General features: G+C 61.5%; 13 protein-coding genes and 2 pseudogenes. 11 read left to right on the plus strand and 4 right to left on the minus strand.

All coding sequences use genetic code 11. From position 1 onward, the window contains the following. Positions 1-186: 186 nt before the first annotated feature. Positions 187-1,005 carry an SDR family oxidoreductase gene (locus tag DRB87_RS13980; RefSeq protein WP_240756313.1) on the minus strand — a complete coding sequence of 273 codons (819 nt, stop codon included), beginning with the start codon at positions 1,003-1,005 and terminating at the stop codon, positions 187-189. On the opposite strand from DRB87_RS13980, the gene DRB87_RS13985 reads away from it, so the two are divergent. Next, entirely contained in the window at positions 1,004-1,966 is a 963-nt protein-coding gene (locus DRB87_RS13985) for a LysR family transcriptional regulator (protein WP_130026327.1), read from the plus strand. The two genes, DRB87_RS13980 and DRB87_RS13985, sit on opposite strands and share 2 nt — an antisense overlap. A 334-nt stretch (positions 1,967-2,300) precedes the next feature. Here the strand turns inward: DRB87_RS13985 and DRB87_RS13990 are convergent, their stop codons facing one another. After that, on the minus strand, positions 2,301-3,206 hold the full coding sequence (locus DRB87_RS13990) for an NAD(P)/FAD-dependent oxidoreductase (RefSeq protein WP_130027869.1): 906 nt from the start codon (positions 3,204-3,206) through the stop codon (positions 2,301-2,303). A gap of 101 nt (positions 3,207-3,307) precedes the next feature. Between DRB87_RS13990 and DRB87_RS13995 the strand changes: the two genes are divergently transcribed. Then, the gene (locus DRB87_RS13995) at positions 3,308-3,760 is read left to right on the plus strand and encodes an Rrf2 family transcriptional regulator (protein ID WP_130026328.1); all 453 of its coding nucleotides are present in this window, start codon (positions 3,308-3,310) and stop codon (positions 3,758-3,760) included. A gap of 327 nt (positions 3,761-4,087) precedes the next feature. Here the strand turns inward: DRB87_RS13995 and DRB87_RS14000 are convergent, their stop codons facing one another. After that, on the minus strand, positions 4,088-4,858 hold the full coding sequence (locus tag DRB87_RS14000; RefSeq protein ID WP_240755990.1) for a TetR/AcrR family transcriptional regulator: 771 nt from the start codon (positions 4,856-4,858) through the stop codon (positions 4,088-4,090). Positions 4,859-4,956: 98 nt separating this feature from the next. Here DRB87_RS14000 and DRB87_RS14005 point away from each other — a divergent pair, with 98 nt between their 5' ends. The 9 genes and pseudogenes from DRB87_RS14005 to DRB87_RS14040 all read left to right on the plus strand — a co-directional run bounded on the left by DRB87_RS14005 (position 4,957) and on the right by DRB87_RS14040 (position 12,861). Next, positions 4,957-6,243 (plus strand): alpha/beta hydrolase, encoded by a 1,287-nt coding sequence (locus DRB87_RS14005; protein WP_130026330.1) that lies wholly within the window; start codon positions 4,957-4,959, stop codon positions 6,241-6,243. Positions 6,244-6,295: 52 nt separating this feature from the next. Then, a pseudogene (locus DRB87_RS24265) lies at positions 6,296-6,409 on the plus strand (VOC family protein); the annotation flags it as partial. A gap of 137 nt (positions 6,410-6,546) precedes the next feature. Continuing rightward, entirely contained in the window at positions 6,547-6,942 is a 396-nt protein-coding gene (locus tag DRB87_RS24270) for a VOC family protein (RefSeq protein WP_370363092.1), read from the plus strand. Further along, the gene (locus DRB87_RS24275) at positions 6,939-7,217 is read left to right on the plus strand and encodes a hypothetical protein (RefSeq protein WP_130026331.1); all 279 of its coding nucleotides are present in this window, start codon (positions 6,939-6,941) and stop codon (positions 7,215-7,217) included. Before DRB87_RS24270 ends, DRB87_RS24275 begins: the two co-directional genes overlap by 4 nt. 29 nt (positions 7,218-7,246) lie before the next feature. Continuing rightward, positions 7,247-8,956 (plus strand): AMP-binding protein, encoded by a 1,710-nt coding sequence (locus DRB87_RS14020; RefSeq protein WP_130026332.1) that lies wholly within the window; start codon positions 7,247-7,249, stop codon positions 8,954-8,956. Continuing rightward, positions 8,953-9,441, plus strand: a complete 489-nt coding sequence (locus DRB87_RS14025; protein WP_130026333.1) for a thioesterase family protein — start codon at positions 8,953-8,955, stop codon at positions 9,439-9,441. The genes DRB87_RS14020 and DRB87_RS14025 overlap by 4 nt, the downstream gene beginning before the upstream one ends. Next, on the plus strand, positions 9,438-10,217 hold the full coding sequence (locus DRB87_RS14030) for an Asp/Glu racemase (RefSeq protein ID WP_130026334.1): 780 nt from the start codon (positions 9,438-9,440) through the stop codon (positions 10,215-10,217). Before DRB87_RS14025 ends, DRB87_RS14030 begins: the two co-directional genes overlap by 4 nt. Positions 10,218-10,258: 41 nt before the next feature. Next, positions 10,259-11,410 carry an FAD-dependent monooxygenase gene (locus DRB87_RS14035; protein ID WP_130026335.1) on the plus strand — a complete coding sequence of 384 codons (1,152 nt, stop codon included), beginning with the start codon at positions 10,259-10,261 and terminating at the stop codon, positions 11,408-11,410. Between the two features lie 72 nt (positions 11,411-11,482). After that, positions 11,483-12,861, plus strand: a pseudogene (locus DRB87_RS14040) (MFS transporter). Between the two features lie 230 nt (positions 12,862-13,091). Here DRB87_RS14040 and DRB87_RS14045 read toward each other — a convergent pair. Further along, positions 13,092-13,943 (minus strand): 3-hydroxybutyryl-CoA dehydrogenase, encoded by an 852-nt coding sequence (locus tag DRB87_RS14045; protein ID WP_130026336.1) that lies wholly within the window; start codon positions 13,941-13,943, stop codon positions 13,092-13,094.

Here is a 13,943-nt window from a genome sequence, read left to right on the forward strand (position 1 = left end):
TGTCCAATCTCCTGACCACGTGATTGGACTCTAAATCGCCGCGCTACTCAAATCGGGGGAGACGTCGCCACCAACGAGATCTCTCAAATCTCATGCTCTCCTTGATTCGCCTGTGCTCTCGACTCCTCCGGACCGCTCCGGCGCTACTGTGGCGCAAAGGCGCCGGGCGCACGCACAGAGGACCTATCACCAAGGAATCTGGTTCTGCTCGAAGTAGAAGCGTCCTGACGGCCCGGCCGGGTCCTGGGTCGCAAGCCAGACGATGCCTTCGGCTGCCTGTTCCACCGTGCGGGGACCCGAGTGGTTGTTGAAATCGGTGGCGGTATAGCCTGGATCGACAGCGTCAACCTTGATGCCGACCGACGCTAACTCCTTTGCAAAAGCCAGCGCAACAGCGTTGAGGGCCGACTTGGAACTGTTGTAGCCAAGGATATTCACGCCATAGAACTGGTTCGCCGGATCAGACAGCCAGCCGAGAGATCCGAGCCCGCTGCTTACCATCACGACGGTACCTTGACCAGCAGATTTCAACAACGGCACAAACGCCTGAGTCACGCGGATCGGACCGAAAACGTTTGTCTCGAATACAGCGCGGATGCTGTCGATCGGTTGCTTGCTGGGCGCCGTGTGAGGCCCGCCTGGAATGCCCGCGTTGTTGATCAGCACATCAAGGCGACCGTCTTCGTCCTGTACACGTGCAGCAGCGGCACGTACGCTTTCGTCCCGCGTCACGTCGATTGGCAAAAACCGAACATCATGCCCCTCCGCCACCAGAGACTTCATCGCTGTCTCGCCGCGTGCGGCATCACGGCCGCCGAGCCAGATGCGATGTCCCAGCCGACCGAGTTGTCGAGCCGTTTCGTAGCCGATGCCCTTGTTAGCGCCTGTGACCAAAACAGTCTTAGTGGTATTCATGTTTTCGTCCTCAAGAATGAGCTTGCGGTCACTATATTTCGTTCGGCGATTTTTGATAATGATGTAAAAATCGAATAGACTGATCGCCATGCCGAACAATAATGATGACGACTCCAATCTGGATCTGCTCGCGGTATTCCTCGCTGTGCTAGATACCGGAGGTTTTCGGGCCGCTGCCCAACGGCTGCGCCTGTCTCCTTCGACAGTAAGCGAGCGGATCGCACAACTTGAGGCGCAATTGGGCGTCCCGTTGCTGATCCGCACCACACGCAGCGTCATGCCCACAGAAACGGGGCGCACACTTGCCACCCGTATTTCGCCGCTAATGGCAGAAACGCGTGCCGCGTTGCGTGACGCCGCCAGTTCGCAGAGCGTCGTACGTGGGCTTCTGAAGATCAATGTGACGGGCGCGGTTATGGTCGATATCCTGCCGCCGATCATCGACCGCTTCATGGAAGCGCATCCGCAAGTTCGCGTTGAAATCATGGTGGATGACCGACTCGTCGATATCGTGGCAGCTGGTTGCGACGCTGGGATCCGATACGGAGAGCATTTGGCACAAGACACCATAGCGGTGCCAATTGGACCGCGTCATCAGCGAATCGCATGGGCCGCTGCACCCGGATACCTCGCTGCGCGCGGTATTCCCAAACACCCGAGCGACCTGCTGAATCACGAATGTATCCGGTTGCGTTTTTCGAGCGGTGCTCTCGTCGAGTGGCTATTCGAGCGTGGACAGGAAACAGTCAGGGTCGATCCGCCGGGCCGCCTCATCGTCGGCGTGGATGGTGCTTCGGCAGCAATTAGATTCGCGCGCGACGGACGCGGCGTCATCGGCACCTTCGAAAACTGGCTAACCCCATATCTGGAAAGCGGTGAGCTACTCCCTGTCTTGCATGACTGGTGGCGTGAATTCGAAGGGCCGCAACTGTACTTCTCGAGCCGATTTACGTCCGCTCCACTAAGGGCATTCATCGAACTGATTAAAGAGGAGCAGAACGCTACTCGGCGCTGGCCTGTGGCAGCAGCGGACTCCTCGAAAATTGCTTAACGTTCGATGCAACGTTGTTCAGCATCCGCCCCACAGTATTCGGGCTCAGTCCTACCATGTAACAGCAATGCGAGCCGCCCCGAATCCTGGAGGTTCTTTTAAACGAAGCGTATCGTTGTTGACTTGCCCAAACCCAGGATGCCCACGACGGCAATTGGCCGAAGGGTTTCCGGCTCAATGGCCTTTACCTGCTCGTGGGAAGAACCAAGGCGTAGGAATGATCGATCGGACCGCCCCGTGGCAACCTCGGACGAATGCGAGCCTCGCGGATAGCCGTTTGATGCACTCGACGCGTTAGAGCCCGCTGCCAGGGCGCGGCCACTTCCACGATCGATTACAAGCCAAAAATGAGCGAGCGATGTGCTGCAACGCCCGCTGCAACCCCGGCCGCCGAGGCGAACGTCGCGTTGGACCATGCGCTCGCCGCATCGCCAGCGGCAAACACTCCCGGAACGGTGGTCTGCTTCCAGTCGTCCACGCGGATAACGGGACCTATCGGACCTTCGTCGAACTCGCATCCGAGCTGCTCTGCGAGCGGACTTGCCATCTGGGTGCGCGGCCCCACAAACAGTGCATCGATTTCGATGGCGCGGCCGTCGGCGAGACGCAACCCCGTCATGTTGGGTACGTCGCCAAGCACTTCCACGACTGGCGCCCGTTCGATCCGCACATTGCGAGCTTCGAGCAACGCAGTCTCTTCGGGCGATGGCTGGACTATTCCTTGCGTAAACCAGGTTGTCGGTCCCCAGTCAGGAACGAGCATCGCCTGATGAATCGATAGTGAATGCGTTGCCAGGACGCCGAGCCGTTTGTCCGCAACTTCGTAACCGTGACAATACGGACAATGCAGCGCGCTGATACCCCACCGTTCATCCAAGCCGGGGAGCGAAGGCAGTTCGTCTCGAACGCCCGTCGCAAGGATCAATCGGTCCGCGCTTGCGTTGCTCCCGCTGCTTTGCGTGACGATAAAGCAATCATCAACACGCTCCGCCGTGCGTGCTTCTCCAGTCGCGACGTGCGCCGTCGGATACGCCGAGAGTTGCGCCGTCGCCTCATCGATAATCTCGCCGGGCGCCTTGCCATCCTGCCCGAGAAAACCATGAGCGTGCGATGCGAATCGATTGCGTGGCCTTCTACTATCGAGCACAAGCACACGCCGTCGCGCGCGCGCCAGCTGCATTGCGGCTGAAAGACCGGCGAAGCTGCCGCCGATCACGATGACATCGTAGTGCTCGTCCATACGTTCCCTCCCCAGATCATCACGTAACGTCGTGAGTTGCATGATAGCGCCGTGTTAAACTTTTATGCAACTTAAAAAGTTTCTTGAAATGGGCGCCCACGATGAAGACTGATAGCCGCATGTCTCGCGTCTTGCACGCGTTGATTCACATGAAGCATGCGGATGGTCCGCTCACCTCCGAAGCGCTCGGTGAAATGCTGTGCACGAACGCCGTTGTCGTGAGGCGTTTGTTCAGCGGTCTGCGCGATATTGGATACGTCACTTCGGAGAAAGGGCACGGAGGCGGCTGGGTGCTGGCCGAACCCCTCGAAAACATCACGCTACTGGACGTCTACCGTGCGGTCGGTGAACCTTCGCTTTTCTCACATCTTGTTTCGGAGGATCATCCGCAATGTCGTGTCGAACAAGCTGTGAATGCCCATCTTTCGGCGACGCTTCTCGAAGCCGAGGCTGTCCTGCTGAAAAAATTCGAGAGGGTCACCATTGCGATGCTTGCAGGCGACGTTGAAACTTCGGCGTTGCGGTCGAAATCGTCTCGCGCAGGGAATAAATAGCGGTCGTCGTATGCGGCCCGTCCGGTTGCGCGATGCACACGTAGGCGATTGGCAGGTTTGGGATGCGAACCCGCCGTTTAAATGGCAGTTTTGCGGGACGGGCTAGTGACGGCAACTCGCTGTGGATTCAACCGGTCAATCCTCGACCGGTATTGGTGATGACCTCCCCCCGCTTAACCGAGCACCTTGGGCTGGAGATTTTCGGGGGAGGTCAGGGACGTCAGTCGGATCGATATCCCGAACCATCGCAACCGTCATTTCGAGGTTCATGCATCGAACCAGTTTCGTGCGGCGACATGACTTACGTGCGCAAGCACTACAACGCGCTCACGGCTTGACATGTCGCTCGAGCAAATCAATATCGTCACGCAACAGCTTCAACACGCCCGCCACACTTTGCTCGCTGAGCTGCCGCCCCGCATCTTGCTCGACCGAGCGCAGCGCCATGTCGGCGATCTGCTCCGCGATCTCGTCAACCTTACGCGGGCCCGACGGCGCGAACCACCAGGCTGTCCAGTTGCACATGCCGATGATCGAAAACGCGGCGACCTTAGCATCCATCATGCGAAACTGACCGCGTTCGATACCCAACTCAATCGCCTGCCGAAACTGTTCAAGCACCGCGCGCCGCGATTGCTCGGCGAGCTTCCTCTGCTTGAGCGGCAGGTTGTCCTCATTGCGCTCCACCACACGAAATTGCAACGGATGTGTGAGGATCAGATGGGCATGCCGCAACACTAGATGCCGCAACATCGCGGCCGGTTGCCGCAAATCCCCCGGTAACGCCTCGGAGGCCAACTCCCCCGCGGCGCGAGTGACTACCGTGGTCAACACTTCGAGAATCGCTTCCTTGCTCTTGAAGTAGTAGTACAGCGCTGGACGACTCACGCCCACGACATCCGCAATGTCGTTGAAGCTCGTCCCGTCGAAACCCCGCTCGATAAATAGCCGCGTCGCGACCTCCAGAATGTTCTCCCGCAACGCGTCGCTCTTTGTCTGTGTTTTGCTCATGACGACCCTCAGTTCCTCTTTTGACGCAGGCGTCAGAAAACCCCAACGATAACCAAATTCCCTTGTAGCGCAAAGCCCCGCAAGCACTTCGCCCCAGACTTTTTTTACATCCCCGTCAAATTTTCACACGAATGTTTACTCATTCGTAAAAAACTGGACTAATATGTAAAAAAGGAGGTGGAGAGATGAGTCAACAACTGCAAGGTCGTAACGTCGGTCACGGCGCGACGGCGGGATTTCTCAACACGGACTGGAACCCGCGAGATCTGCCATTGGGCGCGACGACACGTAATGTCGTCCTTCGCACCGCGGACGGCGCGGCAACGAGCGGCGCCCTGTATTCCGCAGGTTCGCCCGATACTGTTGTCTGCATCATGCATCCGCGTGAATTCATGGCGTGTCATTACCTGATCCCGGATATCGTGAATGCAGGCTATGCGGCGTGGACACAGGCACCGCGCTCGGTCGGCAACGACATGCGGCTGGAACACGAGTTCGCACTCTATGACGTCGCCGCCAGCATGCGATTCCTGCGCGAGGCGGGGTTCAAACGCGTCATCCTGCTTGGTAACTCGGGCGGCAGTGGCCTCTACGCCCTTTACGCGCAGCAATCCGGGCTGGCCCCGGAAACGCGAATCGAGCGCACCCCGGGCGGACGTCCGACGAAACTGGCCTCGCTCGACATGCCGGCCGTCGACGGTGTGGTCTTCGTCGCCCCGCACCCGGGACAAGGTGCCTTGCTGCAAACCTGCATCGATCCGTCGGTGACCAACGAGCAAGATGCCCTGTCCGTCGATCCGACGCTCGACCCGTTCGACCCGGCCAACGGGTTCTCGCCGCGACCGTCGGGGACCGCCCCCGCGACGCGTTACGACGCCGACTTCGTGGCACGCTATCGTGCCGCTCAAGCCGCTCGTGTGGCGCGTCTCGACGCCATGGCGCGCGATCTGATTGCGGCGCGACAAGGTGCACGCGAGCGCCTCAAACGCGACTCGGACCCGGCCGACGCCCGCCTGCGCCGCATGGCAGCGCACACGCCCGTGATGACCATCTGGCGAACCGATGCCGACCTGCGCTGCTTCGACCTGACCCTGGACCCGTCCGACCGGCGTTACGGCTCACTCTGGGGCAGCGATCCGTTCACCTCGAACTACGGTTCGGTCGGTTTCGGCCGCGTTTGCTCTCCCGAGGCCTGGCTCTCCACATGGTCGGGGTTGTCCTCGAACGCCTTGCTGTCGAAAACCGCACCGGCCATCGTGCAGCCTACGCTGCTCATCGAGTACACGGGCGATCAGGCCTGCTTTCCCAGCGTCGTCGCCGACATCTACGCCAGTCTCGGCTCGACGCAGAAGTCGCACCGGCGTGTACGCGGCGACCACCACGGCCGCGCGCTGGCCGATGGCGAAGAAGCCGGACGCTACATCGCCGGTCGCCTGCTGCAGGACTGGCTGCGCGAGACCTTCCCGCAATGACACGCCCTGCCCCTACCCCCCAAATGCACTACCGAACTTCGGGAGACCCGACATGAAGTTGAACGACATCCCCGCAGCCGATCTCGCCTTGCATCTGCACGGTGTGGATCACACGGCGCGGCCGACCTGGCGACTGCGGCAAACGGTCGAGTTCTATCGCGACATTCTCGGCCTGCCGCTGATTCACACGATTTCCGCCCGCGGCTGGGGCCGGCAACACACCCCGACTTCCTGCACTTCTTCTTCGATAGCGGCCACGGCAGCACGATCGCCTTCTTCTACTATCTCGGCAGTGAGGAACCGGTGTCCCTTGCCAATCGTCCTGGCCGGGCACCGTTGCCCGACGACCACGTATTCGACGCCACGCACACCGCATGGTTGGTCGACAGCCCAGCGGCCCTGCGGGCCTGGAAGACCCGGTTAGAAGCGCGGGGCGTCGAAGTCTCGACCGAGACGGCGCACGAGGTAATCGAGTCGATCTATTTTCGCGACCCGAATGGCTACTTCATCGAGATCACCCGCAAGCTGCGCGCGCTGGAAGGCATCGATGCGCGCGACGCGTCGGCCACGCTCGAGGCCGCCATGGAAATCGAAGACGAGGCCCGCGCGGGAGGCGCCCGCTTCACCTGCATCGATACCGTGTGGCAGCGCAAGGCTCAGCGGCTCGGCCAACGGCTTAACGGGGAGCGTCAGTCATGAAAACTCAAACGCCTCAGCCTCGCCAGCCGCTGCGGATTTTCGTCCTTAATGTGCCGGAATTTGCGTCGTTGACCGACGCCGCACGACAGTTGCCGTCGTGCCGCGTCGAAGCCCACGGCGACTACACCGTGATTTCCAGCGACGTACCGATTGCGTTCGAGCGTCGCGCACTGGGCCTGAAGCCGGCGGTCTGGTACGGATTGTTCACGGGTGGCCTAGACGGCCGAATCGAAAGCTATGAACGCGACATCGTGCGGATCGCCCCGCGCGCATAACGTCGCCACCGGAACGTGCAGGAGACACTATGAGCGGTATCTATCACCGTATCGACGGCGTGACGTACTGTCCGCCGGACCTGGCGCAGCGCTATTTTGCGTCGAACGCCTGGGTCGACACCACCCTCGGCGACGCGTTGCGGGCGACCGCCACGCGTGTGCCGGCACGCTCGGCCTACGTCAGTGACGAGGCCACTCTGACTTTCGTCGAGCTCGACTCGCGCAGCGAACGGCTTGGCGCGGCGCTCATCGAACTGGGCCTGCGCCCGGGCGACCGGGCAGTCTTCCAAATGGGCACCACTGTCGACACTGTCGTCGCGCTGATGGGGGCCTACAAGGCAGGCGTCGTCCCCGTATGTGCCGTGCCGCAATACCGCGAAGTGGAAGTCGGCCAATTGGTTTCACAGTCCGAGGCGCGCGGCTACTTCGTACAAGCCGATTTCTCTGCGTTCGATCTCGTCGGGTTTGCGCGTCAGATGATGGCGCGGCACGCGTCGCTGGAGCATCTGCTGGTGGCGCGCGGGAAGCAGGATGATCGCGCCGGCACCGGCCATCACGCCATCGAGCGTCTCATCGACGCGATGCCACTCGCGCGCGCGCGCGAGGTGCTGGGTAAACTTCGCATCGGCAGCGAGGACGTGCTGAGCTTCCAACTCTCGGGCGGCACAACCGGCGTGCCGAAGATCATCCCACGCTTTCATGCGGAGTACATCGGTCACTCATTGACATGGATGCGCCATATCGGCATGTCCGAACACAGCCGCATGATCTGGTCACTGCCATTGCTGCACAACGCCGGTCAGCTCTACGCGCTGGCGTCCACCGTGGCAACCGGCATGACGACCGTGCTGATGCCGCGTGTCGACATCGCCCGCATGCTCACACTTATCGAGATGCACCGCGTCACGCATGGCCTCTCCATCGGGCCAGTCGCACCGCAAATGATCGCGTACAAGGATGTTGGCAAACACGATCTTTCGTCGCTGCAACTCTTCGGCACGATGAGTCGTGCCGACTCGCTCGAAGCCCACCTCGGCGTGCCCTGCTTCAACCTCTATGGCACGACCGAAGGCCTGCTCATGGGGGCTGGCGCGCATCTGCCATCGGCCGTGCGTCACCACACGCAAGGGCTGTCAGGGTGCGAGCACGACGATATTCGTGTGCTGCTTCCGGGCTCGGATTCGCCCGCTGAGGAAGGCTCCGCAGGCGAACTCTGCTTTCGTGGACCATCGAGCCTGCGCGGCTACTACAAGGCGCACGACGCAACGGCGCAGACGCTGACACCGGACGGCTTCGTGCGCACCGGCGACATGGTCACGGAAAAAGTCATCGACGGCGTGCGCTGCTTCGCCTTCGAAGGGCGTCTGCGTGACAACATCAATCGCGGTGGCGAAAAGATCGGCTGTGAAGAGGTCGAAGCATTCGTCAGCCATCACCCGGCCGTTGCCGACGCCAAGCTGGTCGCCATGCCCGATCCGCTTTACGGCGAGCGGGGTTGTGTCTATCTCATCTTGCGCCCCGGGCATGTCACCCCCTCCGTCACCGAACTTGCCGCTTTCCTCGTCGGCCAAGGGTTGGCGAAGTTCAAGTGCCCGGAACGTATCGAGACGATCGACGAATTTCCGGTGACCCGCGTCGGCAAGGTAGACAAGGCATCGCTGCGGGCGGCCATCGCCGAACGCCTTGCCGCCGAAACCGCGCGTACCACTACCGCCCAGACGGCAAAGGCGGACGCATGATCAGCACCGAATACGTGGTGAGCGAGCAGCCCTTTGTTGTGCGCCGTCAGGTGCGTTGGGGCGAGTGCGACCCCGCTGGCGTCGTCTACACCGCAACCTTTTCCGACTATGTCATCTCCATCGCCGAATTGTTCTATGGATCGCTCTTCGGCGGCACACCACAGACCGTCAAGAACCGACACGGATTCGGCACCCCCACGCGCGCGCTGACATTCGACTTTCGCCGCTCGCTCTGGCCGGACGACGCGTTCGACGTCACCGTGGAAGTCGCCGAAGTTCGCACCAGAACCTTCACCTTGTCGATGACGGCGCGCAAAGCCCACAACGACATCGCCTTCATTGCACGACTCACGCCAATCTGCATCCAGCGCGGCGCGCGCGAGTCGATCGAGATGCCATCGATATTGCGCGCGGCGCTTGAACAATACCGAACTCGCAGCGAGCACGCCGCCGCCCCCTCACTCGCCGGAGATATCACCCTATGACGCCTACCCCATTTCGCATCGGGCAGATCGTGCCCAGCTCCAACACCACGATGGAGACCGAGATTCCCGCCATGCTGCGCGCGCGTGAGCAGGTCCTGCCCGAGCGCTTCACCTTCCATTCGAGTCGCATGCGCATGCATCGCGTGGTCAAGGAAGAACTCGAGGCGATGAACGCCGAGGGCCTGCGCTGTGCCGCCGAACTCGCCGACGCACGCGTGGATGTCATGAGTACCGCTTGCCTCGTTGCCATCATGGCGATGGGCCCGGGCTACCACCGACAGGTCGAGGAAGACCTGCGCCGCGTCGCCCGCGAGAACCACAGCGCAGCCGCCGTCATGACGTCGGCCGGTGCACTCGTCGCGGGGTTGAAGACGCTGGGCGCGCGCAAGATCGCGCTGATGGCGCCGTATATGAAGCCGCTGACGCAAGCCGTGGTCGAGTATATCGAGCACGAGGGCATCGAGGTGCTCGACGCCCTGTCGTTCGAAATTCCCGACAACCTTGAGGTCGGACGCCGCGACCCCATGCAGTTGCTCGACGACGTCAAGCGGCTCAATACGGCCAATGCCGACGTCGTAGTGCTTTCCGCCTGCGTGCAGATGCCGTCGCTGCCTGCGATCCAGATCGCGCAGGACCGGCTCGGCTTGCCCGTGACGTCGACCGCCGTGAGCACCGTGCGCCAGATGCTCGATCACCTCAATCTGGCCCCCGTGGTGCCCGACGCCGGCGCCCTGCTGGCCGTACCGAACACACGACCGCTGACACGGTTCGCCTGACGCCCCGCCATCCTCGCCAGCCAACAATCAAGGAGCCCATCATGAGAATCGCCGTCATCGGTGGCGGGCCTGCCGGCCTGTACTTCTCGCTGTTGATGAAACAGCGTCATCCGCAAGACGAGATCGTCGTGCACGAGCGCAACGCCGCCAATGCCACATATGGCTGGGGTGTTGTCTTCTCCGACATTGCACTTGCGTTCCTGAAGGAGGCGGACGAAGCATTCTTCCGCAAGTTCACGGCGCACCATACCCGCTGCGATTACATGGAGATCGTGCATCAGAGCGTGCCGGTCCGCTTGAGCAACAATCACTTTTCGCGCACGGCCCGCATCGATATGCTGCGCGTACTTCAGCAAGCCTGTGCCGAAGCAGGTGTCGATGTACGCTATCAGAGCCACGTCACCGATCCGGCCCAACTACCGGACGCCGACGTGATCGTCGCCGCCGACGGCGTGAACAGCGAAGTGCGCACCCATCTGGCCGAACACTTCATGCCGAGCTTCGACGAGCGTCGCAACAAGTTCGCGTGGTACGGCACGGCACAACTTTTCCACCCGGTTTCTTTGATCTTCCGTCAGACGCCGCACGGCGTGTTCATGGCGCACGCGTATCAATACAGTCCCGATCGCTCAACGTTCCTCGTGGAGGTCGATCCCGAGACATGGCAGCGCTGCGGCCTCGACACCGCCGCCGAGGACGAGAGCCGCGCGTTCTGCGAGCAGATCTTTGCCGACGACCTGCAAGGTCATTCGCTGCTGACCAACCGGTCGAACTGGTTTCAGGCACGGGTGGTCAGCAATGCGCGCTGGTCGCACGGCAACGTGGTTCTGCTTGGCGACGCCCTGCGCAGTGTGCACTTCTCCCTCGGATCGGGCACGCGCATGGCCATGCAGGATGCCATCGCCTTGTTCGAGGCGCTCTCGGCCCATCGGAACGACGTGCCAGCAGCGTTCGCTTCGTTCGAGCAAAGCCGCCGCAGTGCCTCGGACCGTTTTCAGGACGCCGCCAGACGGAGCCTCGACTGGTACGAGTCTGTCGGCCAGCGCATGCACCTCGATCCCGTGAGCTTCGCATACGACTACATGCTGCGCACGGGACGCGTCTGTCACGACGACCTTCGTGAGCGAGATCCAGCGTTCATCGCACAAGTGGAGGCCAATGCCGCCGCCCCGTTGCACGGACACGCCGCATAGCCGCCAGCATCATCCAGCGCATCCACATAAAGGGCGACATCGTATCGCCGCATCGAGACAGGAGACACTCTCATGGACAAGCACGCCCCCCGGCACACGTCAATCGACGTGCGGGACTTCATCAACGCGAACCCAGTGTCGCGCTTCCAGGTCATGATCAGCGCAATGTGCTTCCTGATCGTGGCGCTGGACGGGTTCGACATCGCGATCATCGGCTTCATCGCCCCCACATCCGCGCAGAATGGCAGTTGTCGATGGTCTCGCTCGGCCCCCTGTTCAGCGCCGGATTGCTGGGGCTGATGGTGGGTGCGTTCTGTAGTGGGCCGATGGCAGACCGTATCGGACGCCGCCGAGTCTTGATCCTGTCTGTCGCAGGGTTCGGTGCGGCAAGTGTAGGGGCTGCGTTTGCGCCGAACGTCCAATGGCTGATCGCGCTTCGCTTCCTGACCGGCCTCGGATTGGGCGGTGCCATGCCCAACGCCATCACGCTGACATCGGAATTCAGTCCCGAGCGACGTCGCGGCACTCTGCTCACGCTGATGTTTTGCGGCTTCTCCCTCGGCTCGGCGCTCGGCGGCGTAGTGACGGCCTACCTCGTGGCGGGGATCGGCTGGCGTGGCTTGCTCGCCGTTGGCGGCCTGCTGCCGCTGGCGCTCGTGCCGGTGCTGTGGTTCACGCTACCGGAGTCGGTGCGCTATTTGGCAATCCGAGGCGGCACGCAAACGCAGATCGTCTCGATTCTGGCGCGCGTCGCACCGCAACGGGTTGTTGTCGGTCAGGCGTACACCGCGGCCGACGATCGCCTCCCGTCCTCGCCCGTCGTGCAACTGTTCCATCGCGACTACCGGCGCGGTACGCTGCTGCTCTGGCTCGCATTCTTCATGAGCCTGCTGTTGCTGTACCTGCTCATCAACTGGCTGCCGATCCTGGCCGAGCGCAGCGGGCTGACGCTCAAGCAGGCGTCGATGTTTGCCGGACTGTTGCAAGGCGGCGGCGTGCTCGGTGCGCTTGTGCTGGGCGTGCTGATCGACCGGTTCCATCCTTACAAAGTGGTCGCCGCCGCCTATGTCCTGGGTGCGCTCGCGCTGGCCTCTCTGGCGATGGCCGACAATGCGATATGGCTGGCGCTGGGCATCTTCGTGACGGGATTCTGTGTGAGCGGATCGCAGGTCTGCGCGAACGTGATCGCGTCCGCCTATTACCCGACATCCAATCGCGCGACCGGCGTGGCGTGGGCGCTCGGCATCGGCCGCATCGGGGCGGTGGCAGGATCGCTCGGGGGCGCCGTGCTGCTCGCGGCGGGTTGGAGCAATGCCGGACTGTTCATGATTCTCGCGATACCGGCAGTGCTGGCCGCGCTGGGGATTCTGCTCGCGGGTGCAAAGCATGGGCGAGCCGTGGTGAGTGAGGCCGTCACCACCCAGCCGCCTGCGTCGCTTTCGAAGATTTGAGGATGGCGAACCGGCCTGCGGTAGCGACGGACGTCGTTGGCTTCCGTTAGGCCAGTTCGTGAATGCGGCACAACGCGCCGCGCTCAATGTCTTGCTGGCGGGCGGAAGGTCAATTCTAATCCCGCGCGTCCCCAACCAGTTTTCCATCGGTCGAAAGCATCTTGGCGGCGACAGAATCGACCGTGCCACGCAACCGCAGCGATGCTCCGTTGCAGCTTCAGTCGCGATGTCTATGTGTAGCGATACACACCATATCCCGACTTTCTGCCCAAGCGCCCCGCGGCCACTAACTCGCGCAGTAACGGACAAGCTCGGTACTTAGGGTCACCGAAGTCTTTCGAGAAGACGTCCATGACCGACAGGCATACGTCGAGCCCGACCAGGTCGGCAAGCGCCAGCGGTCCGAGCGGATGATTGGCGCCAAGCCGCATTCCCGCGTCGATTTCTTCTGCGCTTGCAATGCCCTCCGCCAACACAAAAAACGCCTCGTTGATCATCGGCACCAGAATCCGGTTGACTACGAAACCCGGCGAATTCTTCACGTTGATAGGCACTTTGCTTAGCCGTAGCGCTAACTCGTGCACCGCGCGCGCGGTTTCGGCGTTTGTCTGAACACCTTTAATGACTTCGACAAGCGGTAGCAATGGCACCGGGTTGAAGAAATGCATACCGATAAAGCGCGATGGGTCCGACATCGCCGCACCAAGCGCAGTGATCGAGATCGACGAGGTATTTGAAGCGATGATTGCCCTGGGGCGGACAATCGACTCAATCTGGGTCAAGATGCGCGTCTTGAGTTCGCGATTTTCGGTCGCGGCCTCGATGATCAGATCAACGTCCGCAAGTCGCCGATAATCTGTCGATGCTTGAACCCTCGAAATGGCGACGGCTCGCTGTGCCTCGTCAAGCTTGCCTTTGGCCACCATTCGGTCAAGGCTGGCGGCCAACGATTCAATCCCGCAAGCGAGTGCGTATTCGTTAATGTCGATCAGGACGGTGTTCAGGCCGGCGGTGGCAATGATCTGTGCGATGCCGCTGCCCATCGCACCAGCACCAACGATGCCTACGGATTCAATTGTCAT

The organism is Pandoraea sp. XY-2, from assembly GCF_004193915.1.
Taxonomy (GTDB): Bacteria; Pseudomonadota; Gammaproteobacteria; order Burkholderiales; family Burkholderiaceae; genus Pandoraea; species Pandoraea cepalis.

Bases quoted from the DNA above. Each gene is read 5' to 3' on its own strand.
- DRB87_RS13985 (WP_130026327.1), top strand. From the start codon at position 1,004: ATGCCGAACAATAATGATGACGACTCCAATCTGGATCTGCTCGCGGTA.
- DRB87_RS13980 (WP_240756313.1), bottom strand. From the start codon at position 1,005: ATGGCGATCAGTCTATTCGATTTTTACATCATTATCAAAAATCGCCGA.
- DRB87_RS13990 (WP_130027869.1), bottom strand. From the start codon at position 3,206: ATGGACGAGCACTACGATGTCATCGTGATCGGCGGCAGCTTCGCCGGT.
- DRB87_RS13995 (WP_130026328.1), top strand. From the start codon at position 3,308: ATGAAGACTGATAGCCGCATGTCTCGCGTCTTGCACGCGTTGATTCAC.
- DRB87_RS14005 (WP_130026330.1), top strand. From the start codon at position 4,957: ATGAGTCAACAACTGCAAGGTCGTAACGTCGGTCACGGCGCGACGGCG.
- DRB87_RS24275 (WP_130026331.1), top strand. From the start codon at position 6,939: ATGAAAACTCAAACGCCTCAGCCTCGCCAGCCGCTGCGGATTTTCGTC.
- DRB87_RS14020 (WP_130026332.1), top strand. From the start codon at position 7,247: ATGAGCGGTATCTATCACCGTATCGACGGCGTGACGTACTGTCCGCCG.
- DRB87_RS14025 (WP_130026333.1), top strand. From the start codon at position 8,953: ATGATCAGCACCGAATACGTGGTGAGCGAGCAGCCCTTTGTTGTGCGC.
- DRB87_RS14030 (WP_130026334.1), top strand. From the start codon at position 9,438: ATGACGCCTACCCCATTTCGCATCGGGCAGATCGTGCCCAGCTCCAAC.
- DRB87_RS14035 (WP_130026335.1), top strand. From the start codon at position 10,259: ATGAGAATCGCCGTCATCGGTGGCGGGCCTGCCGGCCTGTACTTCTCG.
- DRB87_RS14045 (WP_130026336.1), bottom strand. From the start codon at position 13,943: ATGACAATTGAATCCGTAGGCATCGTTGGTGCTGGTGCGATGGGCAGC.